The following is a 22,815-nucleotide window of genomic DNA, read 5'->3' as shown; positions in this document are numbered from 1 at the left end:
TGTTTTTCTTCCATGTGTTATGGCTCGGTGGACATCGACTGATTGCAGGTTTCCCTGATGATCTCGGCCAGTCGCCGAACGCCTGGGCTGACAAGGTCCGGATTGGCCAGGATCATATAGAGCGGGACTTCAAGGATGCCGCCTTCCCGCAATGGCAGCGGCTTGAGCAGTCCTGTTTTTAACTCCTCCCGGATATGCTCTTCCGGAAGTCTGGCAAAGCCAAAGCCCATAGAGACGGCCTGGATCGACGTGGCAATCTGGCTCACCGTCCAGCGCTGATCGACTTCGACGGATACCGCGCGCCGGTCGCGCTTGCTGCCCGAATCCCGGACCACCACATGCCGATAGGCGCGCAAGTCGCGACGGGTCAACTCGCGGCCATACCGATGCAAGGGATGATCGGCATGGGCGACGGTGATCAGGCGAATTCGCATCAACAGTTCGCCGAGAAAACCCGGTGGCATCCGGGGTGAAATCACCAGGTCGGCTTCGCCCTTGAGCAGCGCATCATCAGTACCTCCGAGCACCGACTCAATCAATTCAATCCGTGTGCGAGGGCTTTCCTGGCCGAGGCGGTCCAGGCTGGTCAACAGCAGTCGTGAAGGAAACAGGATTTCCGCCGCGACGTGAATCTCGGCCTCCCAACCTGCCGAAAGCGTGTGCGCCGCTCGCTCCAGATCGCCGGCCTCCTCGACTAAGGCTAATGCACGGCGGTAGAGCATCTGGCCGGTCGGCGTGAGTATGGCTTTGCGTCCCTGAATCTCGAACGCCTTCACGCCCAGCAGAGACTCGATTTTTTGCACCGCATAAGTCACCGCAGATTGGCTTTTATTCAGGATTTCCGCCGCCTGGGCGTAACCGCCGGCATCCACCACCACGATCAGGGATCGCCATTGTTCGAGGGTAATGTGAGGTGTTTTCATAATTAATCTGATTATTAGATTGGTATAAGCAAAATATTATACTTTTTTATCGAATGAGTTGGGTGTTTAATGTAAGCACATTCAGCAACGGAGGATAACCTCATGAAAACCCTGCTACAAATCAACTCCAGCATATTTTCTTCCGGCGGACAGTCCAGCCAACTCGCCGATCAATTTGTCGCCGCCTGGCGCGCAAATCATTCGGATGCACAGGTGGTCGTTCGCGACCTGGCACAGAATCCCTTGCCGCACCTTGACGCGCCGCGGGTGACGGCATTTTTTGCGCCGCCGGAAGCGCGAACCCCGGAACAACAGGCCCTTGTGGCGGAGTCGGATGCACTGATCGACGAAGTCAAACAGGCCGAGGTCATCGTGATCGGTTTGCCGATGTATAACTTCGGCATTCCTTCGACGTTGAAGGCTTACTTCGACCATATTGCCAGGGCCGGCGTGACTTTTCGCTACACCCAAAACGGCCCCGAAGGCTTGCTGACCGGTAAGAAGGCCTATGTCTTCGCCACGCGCGGCGGACTGTACGCCGGCACGCCGCTCGACAGCCAAACTGGCTATGTGCGGAACTTCCTCGGTTTTTTAGGTATCACCGATGTCGAATTCGTTTATGCCGAAGGACTCAACATGGGCGAGGCAAACAAGGATGCGGCATTGGCCAAAGCCCAACAGCAACTCGCCAACTTGGCGGCATGAATATGGCATTCGATATATAAGGGTACGATATGCAAACTCGAACATTGAAACAAGTGATCAAAGCCATCTCTACCGTCGATGGCGGCGGCGTCAAGTTGTTGCGCAGTCTTGGACAATCCCAGGAACTGCGTCTCGATCCATTTTTGATGCTGGACGAATTTTCCTCGATGAATGCCGGCGATTACATCGCCGGCTTCCCCGATCACCCGCACCGTGGTTTCGAGACGGTGACTTACATGCTGGACGGGCACATGTTGCACCAGGACCACCTGGGAAACCGGGGCGACTTGAAGCCTGGATCGGTGCAATGGATGACCGCCGGACGCGGCATCATTCACTCCGAAATGCCGCAACAAGAGAGCGGACGCATGCGCGGTTTCCAGCTTTGGGTGAATTTGCCCGCTGCCGAGAAAATGAAACCGGCCGCCTACCAGGATATTCAGCCCGAGGCCATTCCCATCCTAAGCTTGCAGGGCGGGGGCCGGGTCAAAATCATCGCCGGAACAGCAGAAGTGGAGAACCAGGTCATATCCGGGCCAATCCAGGGTCTGAGCACCGAGCCGTTGTTCCTTGATGTTCGCCTCCCGGCAGGCGGACATTTTGTCCACCCGATTGCTCAAGGCCATAACGCATTTGTGTATGTTTACGAGGGCCAGGCCGAAATCGGTTCAATGGCGGAAAGACATCCTTTGGAAACACATGCTGCGGGAGTGCTGTCCGATGGCGATCGGATAGAAGTTCACGCAGGCAAGGAGGAGGCCGCTTTTCTGGTGCTTGCTGCCCGACCCTTGAATGAGCCGATTGTCCAGTATGGTCCCTTCGTTATGAATACACGGGATCAAATTGAGCAGGCGATTGCAGACTATAGGAATGGGCAGTTGGTATGAGCCGGTTAGGCTATGTGCAGTAGAAGGCATGGAGTTCGATCCTATTCCGATTGCCGTGCGTAGCTGGTTAGCTTTGTGCCCGGAAGAGCGCTGGTGGTTATTCGGCATGACGGCACTCACTACCAAAGATATTTCTCCCGACACTATCAGTTTGTTTGATTTTGAGTAAACGGGCTCCGAATGGAGCCGTTATACGGGGCACATTATCATCGTGTGATTGTTGGCAATTAGGCTTATAATGATCCCATCTTATCTTCCTATAAGACTTTCCTATGAAAACTGTCAATGTCAGCGGTTTAAAAAATAACCCCAGCGAAGCGTTGCGAATGGCTCACGAGGATATGGTGTTGGTCATGAACAGAAACGAACCCGACGCTGTTATGGTGGGGCTCAAATCCGCCAAAATAATCGGCATGCCGGGTGTACGCAAAGCCTTGGCAACCGCCTTGTTTAAAGACGGCAATTTATCTCTGGCGCGTTCCGCGAAATTGGCTGACATGACGTTGGCCGGTTTTATCGCCCATGTCTCGCGTTTAGGCATTCCCGTCGTCGATCAAACGGCCGAAGAAGTACAAGAGGATTTAGACACCCTTGAACAATGGCTTAAACAAGTCTAGCTTGCACATGGCGCATAAAGTTGTCATAGACTCCAGTCCGTTGATTGGGCTGGCGCTAGTTGGCGGCTTAGCCTGGCTGCCAACACTGTTTGGTCAGGTTTTATTGATCATGGATGAGCGGGCGGGCCGTGCCGTGGCCAAGGAGAAAGGGCTGCGTGTTATCGGCACTGCCGCCATCATCGGATTGGCCAAAAAACAAGGCTTGATCCCATCCGCGCGAGCAGTTTTTGAGGTGCTGCATCGTTCGGATTTTCGCATTTCGGCGGCTGTCATCAATCAGGTGCTGATTAGCGTCAATGAATAGATTTAATTCAACTTTGCTGGATTTACGCAGGCTCGTCATACCCGCCGGGAGCGGGTATCCAGTGCCATGGATGGCAAGCTTCGATTCGTCCCTGAACTCTGGATTCCGCGGAATGACGGCTTAACCTATTTTATTCAGCCAGCATAAAATAAACAAACCATTGATCCATGGTAATACTTTACCTACAAAATCAAATCGCCGGATCTCACCAAAAAGCGCGCCACTGGCTTCGGTTTACGCTACAAAGTGCACTTGTCTCCTTCTGATCAGGATTGGCGAGATTGCTCCAATGTGTTATCACAGCGGGATTTTGGCACTTTGATGCGGATGGCTTGTACGGGCATAAAAAAAGCAGCTGCGATACCGCAAGCTGCTTTTTTGTAGAATCAAGGTTGGTGGGTCGTCCGGGATTCGAACACGGGACAACCGCATTAAAAGTTCGATTCAGACCTATATCAAGCAACTGCATACTACTTGAAAATCCATATAATCAATAGCTTATATCTATTGACATAGCCGGGTGTCAACTAGAAGTAGCAAACCAATGTTGACCGTTTAAAATATTCAACGCTAACTCAATTTGTCTCGGTGTAAATTGGCGTTTGCGGTCGTTCCATGAATGGGTTGCCTGAACAACTTCCTCAAAAGTCTTAACCTGTTCGTATTTGCAAAGCCAATGCACTGTAGCCAAAAGCTCTAAACCGAAAGGCGATTCGAAACCTTCTACCAGTTTCGATACTCGATTAAAACGATCCCGCGTCTGCGGGTGACTTTCCAGAAAGGCATTGGCCTCTTCAACAGCTCCTGGCACCAACTGCAATGTTTTATCGGGGGCATCGCCGCCGTCGGCATAGCCGGAAATAAAGTGCCCTTCAATCGCATTCAGCACGTGCCGAAGATTTTCAGCATAGGGGCCGTAATGCGCTTTACGGTACTTTAAACGCAGCGGTTCGCCTGCTTCCTGCATAAAATACAGTAGCTTGTGCACCTCTAGCAATGAGACGGTCGGATCGAGTAAACCTGCCAGATAACGTTGCAATAATTCGATTAACACCGCCCGGCCTGCCGTCATGTTCGGCACCGCAGTATTGCGCGCCAATGTGTCGTTTTCCGGTGCCCCTTTTGGTTCATAGATCAACACCCGAACATCAGCCAACTGGCTCATGGCGTGTTCAATCCTGGGTTTAACGTCCGCCCAAGCCAAACCGCCTAAACCGCTACCCAACGGTGGGATGGCAATTGATTGAATATTTTTTTCCCGAATGGTCGCGACCAGCGCCTCAAGACCGGACTCAATATCTTCCATACGGCTGGCACCGCGCCAGTGGCGTTTGGTTGGAAAATTGATGATGTAGCGCGGGTTGGCTAGTTGCCCGGTTTCATATACGAACATACTACCTGGCTGAACTTGTTTGTTGTCGCAAGCTACGGCATAGGCTTTAAAGTTGTCCGGCCACGCTTTTTTAAACTGCAAGGCAATACCGCGCCCCATTACGCCGACGCAATTCACCGTATTTACAATGGCTTCCACGTCGGCACGCAAAATGTCGCCATGGGTCAATTCAATCATAATATCCTCTAATAATACCAGTCAGGCTTTACTGCAACCGGCGGTTTGTGGGTTGCCGCCTGAACAATATTAGCCACTTGGTTGTAAATGGGCGTCGAATACACGCCGATTTTTTCAATTAAATGCCACGGAAAACTGCGCTCCATCAGAAACTCCGCCTGCTTACCCTCTTTGCAATCCTTCCATTGATTAGTTTGGATAGCCGCCCAATCCAACTGGTTCAGTTGGTTCAAATCCCAACGGTCCTCAAAATAATACGAACCGGCATTAGACAAAGTAAATGCCCAGCGTCGCTGTTGTTCTTGTGCCCATGCAACGCTGGCGTACAAATCGGCCTGTAAATGTACAATCGGCGTTTGCCCGCCGCGATAGTCTAGCTCAGGGTGATTCGCTTGGCGAATGATAAACAACATGATGGAGCGCGGGCAAAAATAAAACGGCACGCAATCGCCCACGTGCAAATCCGGGTGGCTGGCGAGCGTCAGTTCCTGCAAACGGCGCTGCTTGATGTTGTTCATACCGATGGTCGTGCCACTGATTTGGTTCGCCATCACCGCCGCATCGCACCACAAACCGCCTGCCTCGATAATCGAGGCCAGCCGATCCACATGGACGATGTGGTATAGCTTGGGGTGGGCGGGAACGGTCATGGCCTTAGTCCGTGGTTGCCGATTGTACGGTGATTTGGCCGTTCATCAGCATGGGGAGGAGCCAATCGCGAATAGTGCTTAGAGTTCTATTTTCTTTTTCGAGCATCAAATGCTTATTAAATATTGGTTCAATAAATTGAGCTGCTTGTTCCAAAAGCTCTAGTGATGGCAAGGATATTTTCGCTTGCTTAAGATGATCAAGCGTAATATGACCCATTGTTGTTTTTCTCAATTCGGCCATCATTTTGAAATGATTCAAATAATTTAAAAGCTCGAAATAATAGAACGACTTTGGGTATTTATCGGAGGTTACTTTAAATATATGCTGATTTAATGCGCCAGGACCTTGTGACCAAATCTTTACATCCAAGGTAGCCGACCATGAAAATAAAACATCGCCATCGTTAACTACCGCTTCTTTTGGGATATTTATACTTGCCTTTTCAGTGCTATCAGAGAAACCATCATTCATTTCTCTGATTTTAATCACAGGCAAAAACTTATCGTTAGTTGGACGATGCTTTTGCATAGCAAGGCCATTGTAATATTTGGCAATATCCCAAAGCGATGTTGCATTCCACCCCACCGGTATCTCCCGTTTCAGGATTGGGTTGTAGACCATTTTGCCGCCGGAGGATTTGTAGGGTTTGCCGTTGGCGGCGGGCTTGCCTTGGGCGAAGTCGAAGGGAAAGTCGAACTGTACAAACCAGTAGTCATACAAGGTCTTCGCCATCGCTTCCAGCTCGGCGTTGATGCGGTTGTTGAGTTCTATTTTTTGGTCAATCGCTGAAAGTACATTGGTAATTGCTAGCTGACTTTCCTTTGAATAGTGAGGAACATTTACCTCACTTAAAATTCCTTGACTTAAGTTATTAATGTTTGTGCCAGCAGCATATGAAATTGAAGCCTTAAAATGATTTGTTTTGGTGTAATAAGCCAAAAAAAGTGGGTTTATGACATCATTTTTAAGCCTAGCTCTAATACAAAATCCAGAGTAAAGCGCTCGAATATCTCGATCAATAAATAAGCTTCGACCGACTAAAGATTTATTCCCATTTGAACGCACAAAAATCAGATCGTTTTTCTTTATATAGTCTTCTTCTCTGGACACACCATCTGGATTAATTTCCTCCAATGATTCATAGCTTGGGGTAAAGTGTTTCTGAAAATCTGCCACTCCGATCAGCAAACAGCCTTTACCGTGGCTTTCTTTGTCAAAGTTTAACCCATTTCTAAAATCGGCAATTTCACCGAATTTTATAAACGCGTGGCTATTACTCATACTTCAGCCCTGCCAACTGTTTTTTAATTTCCACTTCCAACTCACGCGACTGACTAAACAGGCTATCCAGATTGTCGCTAAATGCCTGCATTTTCGAGGCAAACTGCTCGGGAGTAATATCGACATATTCAATCTTCACGTCGAAATACTGACCGGCGCTGAGTGAGTAATTCTTGGCGGCGATGTCGCGGTAACTGACTACCACGGAAAAATCGTCTTGCTGCTGTTCGCCATTAAACACGTCGATGATGCGTTGCTCTTCGGCGGCGGTAAGCACGGTTTTCTGGTTTTTGCCGTCCTTGATTTTCTCGCCCAGATTGGAGGCGTCGATCAACACCACCTTGCCCAAATTCAGCGTGTCAATGAACAGGATGGAGACGTTGGTGCCGGTGGTGGCGAAGATATTGCTGGGCATGGATACGACGCCGGCCAGCATTTGCTTATTCACCAGATGTTCGCGAATGCCTTTGTCGATGCCGGATTGAGCGGTGATAAAACCGGTCGGCACGACCACCGCCGCCTTGCCGCCGGATTTCAGCGAGTAAATGATGTGTTGCAGAAACAACTGATAGATTTCCATTTTGTCGGTGGCCTTGGCCTTGATCTTGGGGATACCGGCAAAAAAACGTTCCTTGTTGGCTTTGGTGTCCAGGTCGTCGCGGAAGTCGCTGAAGTCCATTTTGAACGGTGGATTGGAGACGATGTAATCGAAGCGTTTTAACTCGCTGCCATCCTTATGCGACGGATGCAGCAGGGTGTTGCCCTGCACGACGTTGGGTATGGAATGCACCAGATTATTCAGAATCAGGTTAAGGCGCAGCAGATTGGAGGATTTTTGCGAAATGTCCTGGGTGTATATCGTGCAGCGGTTTTCGCCGATGGCGTGGGCGACGTTCATCAATAAAGTGCCGGAACCCGCCGACGGGTCGTAGACACTGACGTTTTTAACGATACCGCGCTGATCCTCCGGCACCAGAATCGCCGCCATGATGCGGGCTACGGCATGTGGGGTGTAATACTCGGCGTATTTGCCGCCGCTGTTGCTGTTGTAGTCTTTAATCAGGTATTCGAAGATCGTGGCGTAGAAATCGAATTTCTGGTTAAAGATGCGCTCGAAGCTGAACTCCACCAGTTTGTTGATGAGAGCACGGCAGAATTCGTCGCGTTTGGAATCATCGGCAATGTAGTTGCTGAGTCGGTCGAACAGCACCACTTTTGCGCCGCCATCGGTTTTGACTGCGAACACATCGTTGTTGCTGATGGCGATGTCCATCAGAGTGTCGTCGAACAGTTTGGCGAAATCCGGCGCGTTCTGCTGGCTGAACAGGTAATTGATGAAATGGCTGGGTTTCAGACGCGCGGTATCCGGCCCCAGTTGCAATTGCAGCATTTCCAGATCGTCTGCGCTGAGCTTGGCCAGCGCCTCTTCCCACTTGTCGGCTTGCGCTAGCGTTGGGTCGATTTTTTTGGCTTCAAAAGCGAATTTGTCGTTTAAGAACTTATAGAGAAAGGTCTGGGTGATGATTTTGAATTCATTACCATCGTTGCCCAGGCCATAATTGGCGCAAATGCTCTTCAGGCTGTCGATCAGGCTTTTGGTTTTTTGTTGAAACTCCAGTTCTACCACGCACGGGCTCCGTTGTTAAATTCGTTCAGATATTCGGCGACGACCAGATGGTTGATGTAGCGGCTGGCGTCGGGATTGAGTTTAATTTGTTGCTGTTTCATGAATCGGTCGATGACAATCGGCATGATGGTTCGCTCGAAAAAGCTTTCGTTGTTCAGCATTTGAGTGTTTTGCAAAACGTTTTCATCGGCATCCTGTTTGACGCCGGTCAGCGCTTCGAAGATTTTGCGTTCAGAATCGGACAAGCCGCCGCGCTCAATCAGGCGTTTGTGCAGACGGGTGTATTTGGCGTCACCTTGGTATTTTTGCCGCAGTTGGTTGTTTTGGCGGTTCAGTTCTTTGACGCGCTCGTGGATTTTGTTCAAGGTGTGGATATTGGCGTTCATTTCTTCCTGAGTGACTTCCGAGAGGTTCTTTTTCTTGAACAGCCGTTCCAGCTCTTCTTTGAGGCTGACGAACTTGGGGTCTTGCTGGTCGAAGTTGCTGGCCAGGGCTTCGCGGGTTCGGCGCAGGGTGTTTTTCAGCTTGTCGGCCAACACCAGCTCTTCTTCGCCGATTTTGGTAAACTGGAAAATCACGTCTTCCAGCGCGATATTGAGCAAATTGGCGGTATCGGTGCCTTGTTCCAGGTTTTCTTTTAAATTCAGCAAATCCAGGCGGTTGCTGGCTTCACGGTACAACCAGTTGAGCTTATCGAAATCCAGTTGCTGCAAAAAGTCGTATTCGCCTTGCAGGCGGATCAGGTTGTACAGGCTTTTGGCGTCGGCCAGGGCTTTTTTTAGCGTAAGCACCTGTTCGCGGTCGTTGATCTGGTTGAGTTGCTGGGAAAACTCCTCGGCATTATCCAGATTGAAGTGAAACAACACATCTTTCAGGTGGTCGATTTCGGCGGAGATTTCTTCGCGGGTTTTGAACAGCTTGGAATATTGCTCCATTTCGTCGCCCAGCTCGCCCTGTAGCTCCTCGAAATAGCGGCGGTTGGTTTCGTCGAATTCCTTGCTGATGTCTGCGAAGTCCACCACGTAGCCATAGCGAAAATCTTTGTAACTACGGTTAACGCGGGTCAACGCCTGCAACAGGTTGTGAGCTTTCAGCACTCGGCCCAGATACAGTTTTTTCAGGCGCTTGGCATCAAAGCCGGTCAACAGCATGTTGCAAACAAACAGAAAATCGATCTTACCGGCTTTGAAATCGTCCACCCAGGCTTTGCGCTCTTCTTTAGTGCCAACGTCGTGCAGAATCAAGGCCGCGCTGGTTACTTGGTTGGCGGCTTTTTTCTGGCTTTTGTAATCGGCTTGGGGTTCGGCGGCTTGTTTCAGTTCGATGAATTCACCGTCGTTGGCGGCCTGTAGTGTGGGTTTGGATGCCTTGGCGTATTTGGCAGTGAACAGTTCGAATAATTGTTTGGCTTGTTCGGAACTGTCACAAATCACCATGCCGCCTATGCTACCGTCATTCAGCGCTCCCCGGCTTTTTTCGAAATCGCTGACGATGTATTCCAACATCGGTTCTACAAAGTTTGGATGCGCGTAAACCTGCTTTTTGTCGAGGTCGCCTTGTTGGATTTGCAAGTCGGCCAAGGCTTTTTGCAGCGCCAGTTTGTAGTTGGTGGCGATTTCTTCGCGGATCAGGCGCAAGGTGTAGCCGTCGGCAATCGAGGCGTTGTAGTAGTACTTGTGAATGTAATCACCAAACAACATGCGCGAGTTGTAATCGGTGCCGAGCAGCGGCGTGCCAGTTAAACCGATTTTGATGGCGTTGCGGTCGGATTCGTCCAAATTGGCGAGAAAGCTGCCTTTCGGGTTATAGCTACGGTGCACTTCGTCGAGAAAATACACGCGCTGTATAGAAACATCGTAGTCCTGGGTTGAAAGCACATTCGGGTCATCCTCGAACTTCTGGATATTGACCACGGTGATTTCCGGCTTGCCGGAATGATTGTGGATGACCTGAGTGGCTTTGATGGCTCGGCTGAAGGCTTCACGCGAATCGATAGTGTGGACGATCAGGCCGCGACTGCTGAATTCGCCTTTGGCTTGGGTCAGCAAGTCCAGACGGTCTACGATGAAATAAAACTTGGGGATGATGTGCTGGCGTTGGAAATAATCGGTCAAAAAACGCACGTTGTAATAGGCCAGTGCGGTTTTGCCGCTGCCCTGGGTATGCCAGACGATGCCTTTTTTGACGCCGGCATCGAGTTTGTTGGCAATGGCTTTGGTGGCGAACAACTGCGGGTAGCGCATCACATGCTTTTGCAGGCCGTCGGTTTCGTGCACGTAGGCCAAAGCAAAACGAAGGATAAACGCCAAGCGCTCGCGGCTGAGTAGCGAGGTACAAATCCGGTTGGTGGGGCGGTTGGGGTCTTTGTTGGTGATGAATTCCGGATTGTTTCGGATCACTTCCAGGTTGTTGTCTTTCAGAACGCTCAGTTCGCTTTGTTCCGGTAATAGCCTGAGCAATGCGGTCAGATTCAGGACTTCTTCTTCGCGGAAATAATTGAAGATTGGCTTGCCGTAGGCCGGACTAGCGTAAAACGCACCCTGTATCGGCTGTACGTCGTCTTCATCGTACTCCATGTTATTGGAGAAAATCATCAACTGGGTAATGTTGATGAAGCGTTTGAACTTAGGGTTTTGAAAGCGTCTGTTGATGCGGTCGCGTTCGGCGAGTATGCCTTCGCGGTTGTTGGGCTTTTTGACTTCGATAAACACCAGTGGCATGCCGTTAATCAATAAAGTGATGTCGGGCCGGAATTCTTCTTCGCCGTTTTGGCAGGTCAGTTCGGTGACGACGTGGAAGCTATTGTTGCCGAAGTTCTCGAAGTCGATCAGCTTGTTGCCGGAACGGTCGGTCAGCTTTTGGTAGAACGCTTGGCCTAAGTCGTCGTTGTCGAGCGCCAGTTTGACTTCATCCAGCAAGCGGCCAATATCCGCATCGTCCATTTCTGGATTTATCGTGGCGATGGCTTGACTGAATAGTGCCGGAAAGATATTGGTGTCTGTATCCCATTGTTGGTCTTTCAGCGACAGGTAGTCGTAACCAAGTCTAACCAGATGCAGAATGGTGGGAATCTTGACGCGCGTATCTTCTGTGAATTTCATGAATTCCTTTGAAAAGAAATCAATCCAACATCAATTTTGATGCCGGAGTTCTAGTTTCCAGTTGCCCTAAAGTCAATTTAGCTATGAAGTGCAGGTTTCTTTTGGATTCTTGCAATAATCCATAAGTACATATTTTGCAGCTAAAGCTGCTTGTCTGCCTAATTTTGTTAATAGCTCGATTTAAACGATGTGCCTAAAGCTGCAAAAATGCGCACCAGCGCAGTTGATCCATCCCGCCTTTCCGCATGCCGGTCGTCAACGCCATCAGCACTTTCAGATAGAATTTGCCGCCTATTGTTTGCGCGGCGCGAAGCAGTCGCGGTTTTTCCTCATCGGACAAATAACGTACAATCTTGTTGTTCAGCATTTGCGAACGGACTTTTTTGCAGGGGTTTTCGTCAATGTATTGTTCGCTTATTGTGTCATCCTCTTGCTGACGCGTAGCAAAGTCGAGAATTGAGGATAAGATAGCTAGATAGCGATTGTAAGTCGCGGCGGCTTTTGAACGATGGGTTTTGAGTTTGGCGCGGATTTCGTCGGGTGTGATCTCTGGCAGCAAGGTTTTGCCGAATTGATCGCCCCACCATTTCACTAAGGGCGCGCGACCATGGCCCTTGCCTGTCCACCATGCCTTCATCGGCAAGACGATCAAAAGGGATAGTGCAGGGGCGAATGCCTTTGGCTTCGTATTCTTGATTTTTAAGCACAGAACGAGTGCCCCAAGTGCGGGCATCTGGTTTGCGTCTGAAGGTTTTGGTCTTGATTCCCTTACCGGATTTGGTAAGGATGGTGCGGTAACGGGTTTCGCCGTTTTTGAGGTTAACCTTGATGATGTGGAAATTGAGCATCTGTGCTTCCTCGCGATTGAGGTTAAAAACAAGACTACTTAATAAAATCACTGTAGTCGATGGTTTTTAGTACACAGTTACTGAGGCTTTTCTATCCTTGAAAACCCTTTACTATCAAAGTTTTAAGTTGGTGGGTCGTCCGGGATTCGAACCCGGGACAACCGCATTAAAAGTGCGATGCTCTACCGACTGAGCTAACGACCCAACAAAGAAATCGGTTTTATAAGGGGGATTTTACGAAATCAGCAAATTGTCAGCGATGAAAAATTTCTGACATAAAAAAAGGGCTGTCAGTTAAATCTAAGCCCTTGATTTTTTTGTAATTTAGTTGGTGGGTCGTCCGGGATTCGAACCCGGGACAACCGCATTAAAAGTGCGATGCTCTACCGACTGAGCTAACGACCCAACAAAGAAATAGAATTATAGGGTGAATTTTGGTCTTTGGCAAGACCTTTTTGTCTTTAGATCTAAGAAAATGCTGTTTTTTAGAGCTTGTCTCGTAAAAGTCATTGATAATAAAAAAACATTGTCCGCCGGGCCGTAAAGATTTATCAGGCGTTGGTCGACAAGGCTTGCAAGGGGGAGATGGAGTCAAGCGCCAATGATTCGGCTACGGCCGTGTTGGTTAACTGCCCTCGATGGGTATTCAGGCCAAGTTGCAGCGCATTGTTGCGGCGGAGCGCGTCCAGACCTTCGTTGGCCAGGTTCAGCACGTAGGGCAGGGTGGCGTTGTTCAGTGCCAGGGTGCTGGTGCGCGGAACCGCGCCGGGCATGTTGGCGACGCAATAATGCACGATGCCGTCGACGGTGTAGGTCGGCTCGCTGTGGGTGGTCGGGTGCGCGGTTTCGACGCAGCCGCCCTGGTCGATCGAGATATCGACGATTACCGCGCCTGGGCGCATGTTTTTCAGCATGTCGGCCCGCACCAGCCAGGGAGCCTTGGCGCCCGGAATCAACACCGCGCCGATCACCAGATCGGCCTCATAGACCGCCTCCTCGATCGTGTAGGCGTTGCTGATGCGGGTCTGCAGCTGTCCCCGGTAAATATCGTCCAGCGTTTTCAGGCGCTCATAGCTCACGTCGAGCACGGTGACCGCGGCGCCGAAGCCGACCGCGACCCGTGCCGCATTCGAGCCGGCGATGCCGGCGCCGAGAATCACGACGCTGGCGGGCGGGACCCCTGGAATGCCGGACATCAGGATGCCACGGCCGCCGTGGTTTTTTTGCAGATAGGTCGCGCCGGCCTGGACCGCCATGCGCCCGGCGACCTCGCTCATCGGCGTCAACAAGGGCAGCTTGCCGTCGGGCATTTGTACCGTTTCATAGGCGATGCCGGTGCTGCCGCTCTTTAACAGGACCTCGGTCAGGGTCCGGTTAGAGGCCAAATGCAGGTAGGTGAAGAGAATCGTATCTTTATTCAGATAGCGGTATTCCGTCTCGATCGGCTCCTTGACCTTGACGACCAAGTCCGCGGCCCAGGCTTCTTCCGCGTGCATCACGATTTCCGCGCCGGCGGACAGATATTCGAGGTCGGTGAACGAACTGCCGATGCCGGCGCCGCTCTGCACCTTGATGCGATGGCCCTGCCGGGTTAACGCGCTGACCGCGCCGGGAGTCAGGCCCGCTCTGTACTCGTTGTCTTTTATTTCTTTGGGCAGTCCGATCAGCATATTTGAAATCCGTGAGGAAGGTTGATTTTAAAAATAGCATGATTACCAGAGGCGAACAATAAAATCTGCCAGGCATTTTGCGATCGTGTAGCCGTCTTCCTTTAATGAACTTTTCGATTTGCCGTTAGGACGAAACATGCAGGATGTCATCAACACTTCCGTTATCTCGCCGTATAATGACAATGCATCATCTGGCTAGGGTTTTATGCTTGAGTATTACTAAACTCTAATATAAACTCGATGCCAATCCCTATACTGATCAGGGTTTTAATAATAACAAGGTTTGAGGAGGATTTATGCCGAAGAGCAACCATTACAGCCGCCGCCGTTTTTTAACGCAATCGAGCCTGGGCTTGCTGGCGTTTGCCGGCATGCCGGCGATGCTGCGCGCGATGGAGGGCATGCAGGCCATGCCGAAACTGGCGCCGAACAAGGCGTCGCCGAATTTTAAGCCGGATGTCGAATTCGAGTTAAATTGTCGTTCCGTCTCGGTGCCGATTCTGCCGGGCAAATCCACCCAAGTGCAGCAATATACCGGCAATCTGCTCAAGGGGCCGGAGGGGTCGCTGGTCGAGATTCCGAACTCCTATCTGGGGCCCTTGATTCATTTGCAGAAAGGCCAGAAGGTCCGCATTCATCTGCACAATAAACTGGCCGAGCCGACCATCACGCATTGGCACGGCCTGCATGTGCCGGCCGAAATGGACGGCCATCCGCGTTACACGATCGATCCCGGCCAAACCTTCGTCTACGAATTTGAAATGCTGAATCGGGCCAGCATGAATATCTACCATCCGCATCCGCATGAGATCACCGCCAAGCAGGTTTATCACGGCTTGGCCGGCGCGTTGTTCGTGCATGACGGCGAGGAGGCGGCGCTCGGATTGCCGTCCGGAGAATATGAAATTCCGATCGTGATTCAGGACCGCCGCTTTGACGACCAGAATCAATTGGTGTATGTGGCCGGCATGCACGGCATGCACGACCGGATGATGGGATATTACGGCGACCGGGTCCTGGTCAACGGACGCCCCGATTTTACGATCGACGTGGATAGCCGCGCTTACCGCCTGCGCTTTCTGAACGGTTCGACCGCGCGGATCTACAAACTCGGCTGGGACGACGGCACGCCGATCACCGTGCTCGGAGTCGACGGCGGCTTGCTGGAGGCGCCGGAAAACAAGCCTTATGTGATGCTGGCGCCGGGCGAGCGCCTGGATGTCTGGGTCGATTTCACGGGCCGCGCGGTCGGCTCGCAGCTGGTGATGCGCAGTCTGCCGTTTTCCGGGGTGCTGCCGAAAATGGCCGCACGGATGCAGGGCGGTATGGGCGGTATGGGCGGCGGTCACCAGATGGGGATGATGGGCGGCATGATGCACCAATTGGCTTTGCCGGTCGGCAGCGATTATCCGATCTTTACCGCGCGGGTCAAACGCAAGGTCAGCGACAGCCCGGCCCTGCCGAAGCAATTATCGAAGATCAACTGGTATAAAGTTGAAGATACCGCGAATGCGAATAAGCCGGTGCCGATCGGCATTTCGGAAGGCCACATGGCGATGCTGCTGAACGGCCGGCCGTATGCGTTCGACGACGTGCAGCCGAACGAACGCATCCGCCTGAACACGGTGCAATTGATGGAGATCTTTCATGCGCATGGCGAAGGCGGCGGGCATGGCGGCAAAGCCTCCGACGAGAACAAGGAACATCAGGGGTCAGAGCAAAGCGGCGGCATGCAGCACGGCGGCATGGGCATGGGGGGGCGCGGCATGGGGATGATGGGCGGTATGGGCATGCATGGCGGCGGCGAGGGAGGCGGAGGCATGGGCATGATGGGAGGCATGCACGGCGGCGGCGAGCCGGGTGGCGGCGAACACGGCGGTATGGGGGGCGGTATGGGAGGCATGGGCATGATGATGAGCATGGCGCATCCGATCCATCTGCACGGACAGTCGTTCCAGATCGTCAGCCGCAGCATGGCCGCCGGCAATGAGGAGGACTACGAAAGCGTGCGCCACGGCTTTATTGAGAATGGCCTAAAAGACACCGTCCTGGTGATGCCCGGTGAAACGGTCCGCATCATCAAGCCGTTCCAGGATTTCAAGGGCCTGTTCATGTATCACTGCCATAACCTCGAACACGAAGATATGGGCATGATGCGCGATTTTCTAGTCGAATAAATCCGCTTGATAGGTCAGGCCGCGCGCTTCGCGGCCTGACCCTTCCGAAGAGGCGCCGGCAAACGCCTCGATGGCGTTTTATGTCTGATTTCCCCGAAACATGAAATACACCGCGCCGAGCAAACACAGTCCGGCCCAGAGGTAATCCAGTTTCAACGGCTCCTTCATGTAGAGCAGCGAGAAGGGCACAAAGACCGAGAGCGTCACCACTTCCTGAATGATTTTCAACTGGCCTAGCGACAGTTGGGTGTAGCCGATACGGTTGGCCGGCACCTGCAGCAGGTATTCGAACAGCGCAATCCCCCAACTGAGCAGCGCGGCGATGATCCATGGCTTGTTGCCGAGATTCTTCAGGTGCGCATACCAGGCGAAAGTCATGAAAACATTGCTGCACAAGAGCAGGCTGACGGTCGTTACAATGGGAATCGACATATCCGGGGATTATGTGGTTTGAATATTACTATTTTACCAGAAGCCGAAAATGGCGAGATAATCGATATTACTGCGCGGGGGTGGGACAAATTGCCGCAGGAACAATGGGGTTGCAGGCGATCCACCGGGCTTTTTTTTTGTTACACTATAGGCTTCAATAATAATTTCAAAGGAGATACCGTGGGTAAACTTCAAACTCAAATCATTTCATTTGTGACTGTGGTTCTTGTCGGTTTAACGATTGTTTCCTTGGCCAATGCGACCACACCGGCAGAAAAAAAGGCCGAAAGCGCGGCTTTCCTGGCTCAAAACGGCAAAAAGCCGAATATAGTGACGACCAAAAGCGGTTTGCAGTATGAAGTATTGACCAAGGGTAGCGGTACGGCTTCTCCTTCGGCGACCGACAACGTGACCGTGCATTACAAGGGCACGACGATCGACGGCAAAGAGTTTGACAGTTCTTATAGCCGCGGCGAGCCGATCACTTTTCCTTTGAATGGCGTGATTCCGGGCTGGACCGAGGGCGTACAATTAATGACTGAAGGCGCTAAATATCGTCTTTATATTCCATCCGAACTGGCTTACGGCGAACGCGGCGCAGGTCCCATCGGTCCGAACGAAGCGCTGATTTTCGATGTCGAACTGATCAAAATTCAATAAAGGCCGGGTTGCAATAAATTTCCGGCATACAGGCCTAGCGTTCCCCTGCTAGGCGATGGGTCGCGCGTTCTAAACCGTTACGCGGTTCGGGACGCAGAGCGCCCTTAGCCGGGTTCCCACAGAGCGTGGGAACCATGATTCTTCTCCATGATGGGTTAGTGCTATGCTAACCCAGCCTATCCGGCGTAAAATACCCGCTTTAGCCTGACTCCCCATTCTTTTAAAACATGCCCCACTACCAGTTTTTCGCCACGACTCCGAAGGCGATGGAAGCCGTTCTTTGCGAAGAACTGACACAACTCGGCGCGGAAAATATCAAGCCCGCGCTCGCCGGCGTCGCCTTCGAGGGTGATCTGGCGACGGCTTACCGGGTCTGCCTGTGGTCCAGAACCGCGAACCGTATTCTGCTGTTGTTAAGCACATTCGAGGTCAAAACCCAGGATGATCTTTATGACGGCGTCAAAAAAATCAACTGGTTCGAGCACATGGGTCCGGAAGATAGCTTTGCGGTGACCTTTAGCGCGAAGAATTCAGAGGTGATCACGCATTCGCATTTCGGCGCCTTGAAGGTCAAGGATGCGATCGTCGATCAGATGCGCGCGAAGTTTCAGAAGCGTCCGAATATTGAGATTGAACGGCCCGACATCCGGGTCAATGTGCATTTGCTGGGCCAAAGCGCGCAATTGAGTCTCGATTTGTCCGGCGAAAGCCTGCACCGCCGCGGTTACCGCGACATCACGATTCAGGCGCCGATCAAGGAAAATCTGGCCGCCGCGATGCTGTTGAAAAGCGGCTGGCCGAACATCGCAAAAGCCGGCGGTACCCTGATCGATCCGATGTGCGGCTCCGGCACGCTGTTGATCGAGGCGGCGATGATCGCGGGCGATTTCGCGCCCGGCCTGCTGCGGGATTATTACGGGTTTCTCGGCTGGAAACGGCACGATGAGGAAGTTTGGCTGGCGATCCGCGAAGACGCCCGCCAGCGTAAACTGGCCGGCATGGACAAGATTCCGGTCATCGCCGGTTTCGACCTCGACCGCCAGTCGGTCAATGCGGCTTTGGCGCATATCGCGAATGCCGGTCTGCAACATAAAATCCATGTCGAACGCCGCGATATTGCCGATGCCGAAGCGGCCGCGAGTTGGCCGCCGGGACTGGTGATCTGCAATCCTCCGTATGGCGAACGGCTCGGTGACACCCAGGAAACCGCCGACCTGTACCAGCGCTTCGGCGAGATTTTGAAAGCCCGATTTACCGGCTGGAAGGCCGCGCTGATCATCAGCGATCCGGAACTGGGTTTCCGTCTCGGCATCCGTTCGCAAAAACCGGTCACCTTGTATAACGGCGCCCTCGAATGCAAACTGCTGCGTTTCAGCATCGAGCCCGCGGCGTTTTTCACCCCGAAGGCGAAGACGCCGGAGGAGCGCATCAGCCGCGCGGTCGAAGGCAGCCAGCAACCCGCGGAAGAGGCTGTCGGCGCCGACATGTTTGCGAACCGGCTGCAAAAGAACCTGAAAAAACTCGCGAAATGGGCGAAGCAAAACCAGGTGACCTGCTACCGCGTCTATGACGCGGACCTGCCCGAATTCGCGGTCGCGATCGATATCTATCAGGGCGAAGAAACCTGGGTCAATGTGCAGGAATACGAACCGCCGAAGAGCGTCGATCCTTTCAAGGCCGACCGCCGGCTGGCCGGCGTACTCGCGGAAATCCCGAAGGTGCTCGGCATCCCCAAGGCAAACGTGTTTCTGAAAATTCGCCGCAAGCAAAAAAATACCGACCAGTACGAGAAACACGGCGAGGCCGGTCAATTTCATGTCGTCGAGGAAGGCGGCTGCAAGTTTTGGGTCAATTTCGAGGATTATCTCGATACCGGCCTGTTTCTCGATCACCGGCCGCTCCGCCTCCGGATTCAAAAAGAGGCGAAAGACAAACGTTTTCTGAATCTGTTCGCCTATACCGGCAGCGCGACCGTGCATGCGGCGAAGGGAGGCGCTATTGCGACCACCACGGTCGATATGTCGAACACCTATGTGAACTGGGCGAAGCGGAATCTGGCGCTGAACCGGATCGAGGGCGCGCACGAATTGATACAAGCCGACTGCCTCGAATGGCTGGCGCAGGAAGCTGCGCAACCGTATTGCCGGCAATACGATCTGATCTTTCTCGACCCGCCGACCTTTTCGAATTCAAAACGGATGGAAGATGTTTTTGACATTCAGCAAGACCATGTACAATTGATCGCCCACGCCGCCAGCCTTTTGGCGCCAAGCGGCGTACTCTATTTTTCGACCAACTTCCGGCGCTTTAAAATGGATCATCAGGCCCTGTCCGATTTGCGGATTGAAGACATCAGCGCGGCGACCGTCCCGGAAGATTTTTCCCGCAATCCGAAAATCCATTACTGTTGGAGAATACAAAAAACATGCGCAGAGTAAAAATCGTGGTTTCCGGCCGCGTGCAGGGTGTTTATTTCAGGCTTTTTACTCAGAACAAGGCCAAGCATCTGGCGATCCTCGGTACCGTGCGGAATCTACCGGACGGCCGGGTCGAAATCTATGCCGAGGCCGAGCATCTGATGATCGATAAATTCGTCAAATGGTGCAGCAAGGGCCCGGTCACCGCGCGTGTGGACAGCATCGAGGTGACCGAGCTCGAACCGGAATTGTCTTACACGGCTTTCGATATCATCTAAGCCTGCCGGTTTTACCGGTCAGGATGTCTGTTCCTGGAAAACCAGCCCACGACCAACAAGACCGCTAGCGACGACCAGAGCAGGACAGGGACCAGCCAAAACCCCCGTTGATAAAAGGTCGGCTCGGGATTTTTCCGGTAACGGACTTCATACAAGCCGCTCCACGGACGATAGATCGGCGAACGCTCGAGAATCTCGCCCGAAGCCAGCGAGACGGTCGAAATGCCGGTATTGGTGACCCGCAGCACCGGAATCCGGAATTCGACGCCGCGCGCCATCGTCATGTACATATGCTGATAAGGCTCCTGCCAGGCGCCGTACCAGGAATCGTTCGTCGCATTCACGATAAACTCCGCGCCGTGGCCGGCCAGTTCGCGCGAAAATTCGGGGAACAGGCTTTCGTAGCAGATTTGCGCGCCGATCTTGAAGCCGTTCCAAGTCAATAATTCGCTGGGGCCCTTGCCGCGCGCAAACTGCCCGGTTTCGGGCAGCCATTGCCGGATTTGCGGAAACGTTTCCTCGCCCGGAATGTATTCGCCGAACGCGAGCAATATCGTCTTGCTGTAATGCGCCGGCAACAGTTCGCCGTCCTTGTCCAGCACGAACAGCGAATTGGTCGGCAGCCGCTTGAGTAGGTCATAGCCGTAAGCGCCGGTAATCAAGGGCAACTGCCGTTCATGTAGGTATGCTCGCAACGCGGACGGGTACTCCTGATCGATGAATTCGGGTCCGAGGATCGCCGGAAACGCGGTCTCCGGCCATAAAGCCATATCGATCTTTTTGTCCTTATGCGCTTCCAGCGCCTGATCGGTCAACGTGATGTAGCGTTTGAAAATTTCCTGGCGAAAGCCCTTGCCGAGTTCGGCGGCCAGCTTTTCCGAGTTTTCGATGCTGGCCTGCACCAGCAGCGCATTGAGCGACGCATCGGGCTCCGGGAGGCGATTTTTCAGCCACAAGCCGCCGAAATTCAGCAGCGCAAACACCACGCTGACCGATGCCAGCAGCATCTTGCCGCGAATCTCCCGGCGCCGCACCCAGGCCCAATACAGCGGCAGGTTCGCGAGCAGCGTCAGCGCGCTGATCCCCTTGAAGCCGATGATTTCGGCCCAATGAAAAATCGGCGCGCCCGCGCCGTACCATGAATAACCGAAATTCCAGTCGAACAGGGTCAGCGAGTAGGCCTCGCACAGCACCGTGATCATCGCCATCAGCGCGAGCGAAAGTCTGTCGTTCCAGGCAAACCGGCTTCTGCCCCAAAACCAGAGCATCCCCGCAAGCGGCACGAACAAATGTGCGAGCAAGGCATACAGGATCATGCCGACGACGGCCAGGGGCCAGGGCAGATGCGCGAATTCGTGCAGCGTATAGGTGACCCAGTTGAAGCCGATCAGCGTGAAGACGAACGAAGTCAGCAAGCCGCCGAGGAAAACATGTTTGAGCCGGGTTTGCCGGTTCCAGAACAGCCACAACGGCACGAAACAAAACAGCGCGGCCCAGGGCGGGAACGGGATGTAACTGGTGCCGATCAAAATGCCGGACAGTACGGGCAGCTGCCAGGGCGTGAGGCGTTCTGCGATGAGATTCTTCATAGAGGTGACTGAGTTTCCAGGCTGGGGTTTAGGCGCCGGTATTGTACAGAATATTTTTACTCTGTGCGGTCTGGATTAGCTGACGCTGAGGATGATCCGCGTCTGAAGGCGAAGACGAGCCTGCGGCTGGGGTGCTGGGGCGTTGAAAACGATCGCGGCCGGCTGAGACAATCCGCGCAGCGAAGGCCTACGGCTTGTATTGAGGGTGAAGCGGGCAGGCGGGATTTAAATCCCGGCCCGCGACGGATGGGGAATTAAGAATCCCCGTGAATCTCGGAATGCAGCGCCCGGAATTCCTCGGTCAGTTTGTGGCTCGGCACATAATGGATCAACGGCTGCGCCTGGCTGTGCGATTCGCGGACCTTGATCGAAGGCGAAATCATCGCGGCGAGCACCGGCAAGCCTTCGGCGATCAATTGATCGACCAGCTGGCGCGGCAGGTTCGCCTGTCTCTGGAACTGGTTGACCACGATGCCTTCGATTTCGAGATGCTGGTTGTGATCGGCCTTCACTTCGCGGATCGTGTTCATCAGGGTCAACAACGACTCGCGCGAGAAGGTGTCGCAGTCGAACGGAATCAGGCATTTGTCCGCCGCGATCAGCGCCGACTGGCTGTAAAAGTTCAACACCGGCGGCGTGTCCATATAGATCTGGTCGAATCCTTGCAGACTTTCCAGCGCTTCCTTCAGCTTGAAAATCTTGAAGCGCGATTCGAGTTTGCTTTGCAGGGACTCCAGTTCGGGATGCGAAGGCACCACGTAAAGATTCGGGAACGGCGTTTCATGAATGAAGCTTTCCAGGCCGGAACCCGAGCCGCCGCCGAACAGCGACAGGCTCAGGGTGTCCTTGAAAAACTGCGCCAGCGTTTTTCCGCTTTCGGCGACCTTTTGACCCATCAGGTATTGCGTCGAATTGCCCTGAACGTCGAGGTCGATCACCAAGGTGCGTTTGCCTTCGACGGCGCTGATGGCGGCAAGATTGCAAGTGATCGTTGATTTGCCGACGCCGCCTTTTTGATTGAAAATGACTCTGCGCATTTTTAGTTATGCTCCGTGAAATCCGCTGGCTAAAACCCTAT

General features: G+C 52.8%; 20 protein-coding genes and 2 tRNA genes. 9 read left to right on the top strand and 13 right to left on the bottom strand.

The window, feature by feature from the left end:
• Positions 1-17: 17 nt before the first annotated feature.
• A complete protein-coding gene (locus METLA_RS0105985; RefSeq protein WP_024297679.1) occupies positions 18-923 on the bottom strand; it encodes a LysR family transcriptional regulator in 906 nt (301 codons plus the stop codon).
• 102 nt (positions 924-1,025) lie between these two features.
• On the opposite strand from METLA_RS0105985, the gene METLA_RS0105980 reads away from it, so the two are divergent.
• The 5 genes from METLA_RS0105980 to METLA_RS0105965 all read left to right on the top strand — a co-directional run bounded on the left by METLA_RS0105980 (position 1,026) and on the right by METLA_RS0105965 (position 3,436).
• Positions 1,026-1,628 (top strand): FMN-dependent NADH-azoreductase, encoded by a 603-nt coding sequence (locus tag METLA_RS0105980; protein ID WP_024297678.1) that lies wholly within the window; start codon positions 1,026-1,028, stop codon positions 1,626-1,628.
• Positions 1,629-1,657: 29 nt separating this feature from the next.
• Positions 1,658-2,515, top strand: coding sequence for a pirin family protein (locus METLA_RS0105975; protein WP_024297677.1), 858 nt, complete (start codon positions 1,658-1,660; stop codon positions 2,513-2,515).
• On the top strand, positions 2,499-2,684 hold the full coding sequence (locus tag METLA_RS21840) for a DUF3780 domain-containing protein (protein ID WP_084480079.1): 186 nt from the start codon (positions 2,499-2,501) through the stop codon (positions 2,682-2,684). Before METLA_RS0105975 ends, METLA_RS21840 begins: the two co-directional genes overlap by 17 nt.
• 103 nt (positions 2,685-2,787) lie before the next feature.
• Positions 2,788-3,132 carry a UPF0175 family protein gene (locus tag METLA_RS0105970; protein WP_024297676.1) on the top strand — a complete coding sequence of 115 codons (345 nt, stop codon included), beginning with the start codon at positions 2,788-2,790 and terminating at the stop codon, positions 3,130-3,132.
• Positions 3,107-3,436 carry a PIN domain-containing protein gene (locus METLA_RS0105965; protein WP_245598741.1) on the top strand — a complete coding sequence of 110 codons (330 nt, stop codon included), beginning with the start codon at positions 3,107-3,109 and terminating at the stop codon, positions 3,434-3,436. The genes METLA_RS0105970 and METLA_RS0105965 overlap by 26 nt, the downstream gene beginning before the upstream one ends.
• A 523-nt stretch (positions 3,437-3,959) precedes the next feature.
• Here the strand turns inward: METLA_RS0105965 and darG are convergent.
• The 9 genes from darG to ald form a co-directional block, all read right to left on the bottom strand.
• Positions 3,960-5,006, bottom strand: coding sequence for a type II toxin-antitoxin system antitoxin DNA ADP-ribosyl glycohydrolase DarG (gene darG / locus METLA_RS0105960; protein WP_024297674.1), 1,047 nt, complete (start codon positions 5,004-5,006; stop codon positions 3,960-3,962).
• 8 nt (positions 5,007-5,014) lie between these two features.
• The gene (darT, locus tag METLA_RS0105955) at positions 5,015-5,656 is read right to left on the bottom strand and encodes a type II toxin-antitoxin system toxin DNA ADP-ribosyl transferase DarT (protein WP_024297673.1); all 642 of its coding nucleotides are present in this window, start codon (positions 5,654-5,656) and stop codon (positions 5,015-5,017) included.
• A gap of 4 nt (positions 5,657-5,660) precedes the next feature.
• Positions 5,661-6,938 (bottom strand): restriction endonuclease subunit S, encoded by a 1,278-nt coding sequence (locus tag METLA_RS0105950; protein WP_024297672.1) that lies wholly within the window; start codon positions 6,936-6,938, stop codon positions 5,661-5,663.
• Complete coding sequence (locus METLA_RS0105945; protein ID WP_024297671.1) at positions 6,931-8,565, bottom strand: HsdM family class I SAM-dependent methyltransferase; 1,635 nt, start codon at positions 8,563-8,565, stop codon at positions 6,931-6,933. Before METLA_RS0105945 ends, METLA_RS0105950 begins: the two co-directional genes overlap by 8 nt.
• The gene (locus tag METLA_RS0105940; RefSeq protein WP_024297670.1) at positions 8,559-11,666 is read right to left on the bottom strand and encodes a type I restriction endonuclease subunit R; all 3,108 of its coding nucleotides are present in this window, start codon (positions 11,664-11,666) and stop codon (positions 8,559-8,561) included. Before METLA_RS0105940 ends, METLA_RS0105945 begins: the two co-directional genes overlap by 7 nt.
• A 193-nt stretch (positions 11,667-11,859) precedes the next feature.
• Entirely contained in the window at positions 11,860-12,546 is a 687-nt protein-coding gene (locus METLA_RS22530; protein ID WP_161635387.1) for a site-specific integrase, read from the bottom strand.
• Positions 12,547-12,642: 96 nt separating this feature from the next.
• A tRNA-Lys gene (locus tag METLA_RS0105925) sits at positions 12,643-12,718 on the bottom strand.
• Between the two features lie 125 nt (positions 12,719-12,843).
• Positions 12,844-12,919, bottom strand: a tRNA-Lys gene (locus METLA_RS0105920).
• Positions 12,920-13,065: 146 nt separating this feature from the next.
• Positions 13,066-14,184, bottom strand: coding sequence for an alanine dehydrogenase (gene ald, locus METLA_RS0105915; RefSeq protein ID WP_024297667.1), 1,119 nt, complete (start codon positions 14,182-14,184; stop codon positions 13,066-13,068).
• Between the two features lie 296 nt (positions 14,185-14,480).
• Here ald and METLA_RS0105910 point away from each other — a divergent pair, with 296 nt between their 5' ends.
• Positions 14,481-16,361: a multicopper oxidase family protein gene (locus METLA_RS0105910; RefSeq protein WP_024297666.1), complete on the top strand. Its 1,881-nt coding sequence runs from the start codon at positions 14,481-14,483 to the stop codon at positions 16,359-16,361.
• A 78-nt stretch (positions 16,362-16,439) separates the two neighbouring features.
• Here METLA_RS0105910 and METLA_RS0105905 read toward each other — a convergent pair whose 3' ends face one another.
• Positions 16,440-16,793, bottom strand: a complete 354-nt coding sequence (locus METLA_RS0105905) for a DMT family protein (protein WP_024297665.1) — start codon at positions 16,791-16,793, stop codon at positions 16,440-16,442.
• 180 nt (positions 16,794-16,973) lie between these two features.
• Between METLA_RS0105905 and bamJ the strand changes: the two genes are divergently transcribed.
• From bamJ to METLA_RS0105890, 3 genes are all read left to right on the top strand, one after another.
• Positions 16,974-17,453 (top strand): BamJ family beta-barrel-assembly machinery protein, encoded by a 480-nt coding sequence (gene bamJ / locus METLA_RS0105900; protein ID WP_024297664.1) that lies wholly within the window; start codon positions 16,974-16,976, stop codon positions 17,451-17,453.
• Between the two features lie 227 nt (positions 17,454-17,680).
• Complete coding sequence (rlmKL, locus tag METLA_RS0105895; RefSeq protein WP_024297663.1) at positions 17,681-19,891, top strand: bifunctional 23S rRNA (guanine(2069)-N(7))-methyltransferase RlmK/23S rRNA (guanine(2445)-N(2))-methyltransferase RlmL; 2,211 nt, start codon at positions 17,681-17,683, stop codon at positions 19,889-19,891.
• On the top strand, positions 19,879-20,148 hold the full coding sequence (locus METLA_RS0105890) for an acylphosphatase (RefSeq protein WP_024297662.1): 270 nt from the start codon (positions 19,879-19,881) through the stop codon (positions 20,146-20,148). The genes rlmKL and METLA_RS0105890 overlap by 13 nt, the downstream gene beginning before the upstream one ends.
• An 11-nt stretch (positions 20,149-20,159) precedes the next feature.
• Here the strand turns inward: METLA_RS0105890 and lnt are convergent, their stop codons facing one another.
• Positions 20,160-21,737 carry an apolipoprotein N-acyltransferase gene (gene lnt, locus METLA_RS0105885; RefSeq protein WP_024297661.1) on the bottom strand — a complete coding sequence of 526 codons (1,578 nt, stop codon included), beginning with the start codon at positions 21,735-21,737 and terminating at the stop codon, positions 20,160-20,162.
• Positions 21,738-21,991: 254 nt separating this feature from the next.
• Positions 21,992-22,774, bottom strand: a complete 783-nt coding sequence (locus METLA_RS0105880) for a ParA family protein (protein ID WP_024297660.1) — start codon at positions 22,772-22,774, stop codon at positions 21,992-21,994.
• Between the last annotated feature and the right edge of the window lie 41 nt (positions 22,775-22,815).

Origin of the sequence: Methylomicrobium lacus LW14, assembly GCF_000527095.1 — a bacterium.
Classification (GTDB): Bacteria; Pseudomonadota; Gammaproteobacteria; order Methylococcales; family Methylomonadaceae; genus Methylomicrobium; species Methylomicrobium lacus.
This window is presented reverse-complemented; position numbering and strand designations above follow the sequence as displayed.

What these genes read in the sequence shown, in the direction of transcription:
- METLA_RS0105985 (WP_024297679.1), bottom strand. Translation starts at nt 923, where the DNA reads ATGAAAACACCTCACATTACCCTCGAACAATGGCGATCCCTGATCGTG.
- METLA_RS0105980 (WP_024297678.1), top strand. Translation starts at nt 1,026, where the DNA reads ATGAAAACCCTGCTACAAATCAACTCCAGCATATTTTCTTCCGGCGGA.
- METLA_RS0105975 (WP_024297677.1), top strand. Translation starts at nt 1,658, where the DNA reads ATGCAAACTCGAACATTGAAACAAGTGATCAAAGCCATCTCTACCGTC.
- METLA_RS21840 (WP_084480079.1), top strand. Translation starts at nt 2,499, where the DNA reads ATGGGCAGTTGGTATGAGCCGGTTAGGCTATGTGCAGTAGAAGGCATG.
- METLA_RS0105970 (WP_024297676.1), top strand. Translation starts at nt 2,788, where the DNA reads ATGAAAACTGTCAATGTCAGCGGTTTAAAAAATAACCCCAGCGAAGCG.
- darG (WP_024297674.1), bottom strand. Translation starts at nt 5,006, where the DNA reads ATGATTGAATTGACCCATGGCGACATTTTGCGTGCCGACGTGGAAGCC.
- darT (WP_024297673.1), bottom strand. Translation starts at nt 5,656, where the DNA reads ATGACCGTTCCCGCCCACCCCAAGCTATACCACATCGTCCATGTGGAT.
- METLA_RS0105950 (WP_024297672.1), bottom strand. Translation starts at nt 6,938, where the DNA reads ATGAGTAATAGCCACGCGTTTATAAAATTCGGTGAAATTGCCGATTTT.
- METLA_RS0105940 (WP_024297670.1), bottom strand. Translation starts at nt 11,666, where the DNA reads ATGAAATTCACAGAAGATACGCGCGTCAAGATTCCCACCATTCTGCAT.
- ald (WP_024297667.1), bottom strand. Translation starts at nt 14,184, where the DNA reads ATGCTGATCGGACTGCCCAAAGAAATAAAAGACAACGAGTACAGAGCG.
- METLA_RS0105910 (WP_024297666.1), top strand. Translation starts at nt 14,481, where the DNA reads ATGCCGAAGAGCAACCATTACAGCCGCCGCCGTTTTTTAACGCAATCG.
- METLA_RS0105905 (WP_024297665.1), bottom strand. Translation starts at nt 16,793, where the DNA reads ATGTCGATTCCCATTGTAACGACCGTCAGCCTGCTCTTGTGCAGCAAT.
- rlmKL (WP_024297663.1), top strand. Translation starts at nt 17,681, where the DNA reads ATGCCCCACTACCAGTTTTTCGCCACGACTCCGAAGGCGATGGAAGCC.
- METLA_RS0105890 (WP_024297662.1), top strand. Translation starts at nt 19,879, where the DNA reads ATGCGCAGAGTAAAAATCGTGGTTTCCGGCCGCGTGCAGGGTGTTTAT.
- lnt (WP_024297661.1), bottom strand. Translation starts at nt 21,737, where the DNA reads ATGAAGAATCTCATCGCAGAACGCCTCACGCCCTGGCAGCTGCCCGTA.
- METLA_RS0105880 (WP_024297660.1), bottom strand. Translation starts at nt 22,774, where the DNA reads ATGCGCAGAGTCATTTTCAATCAAAAAGGCGGCGTCGGCAAATCAACG.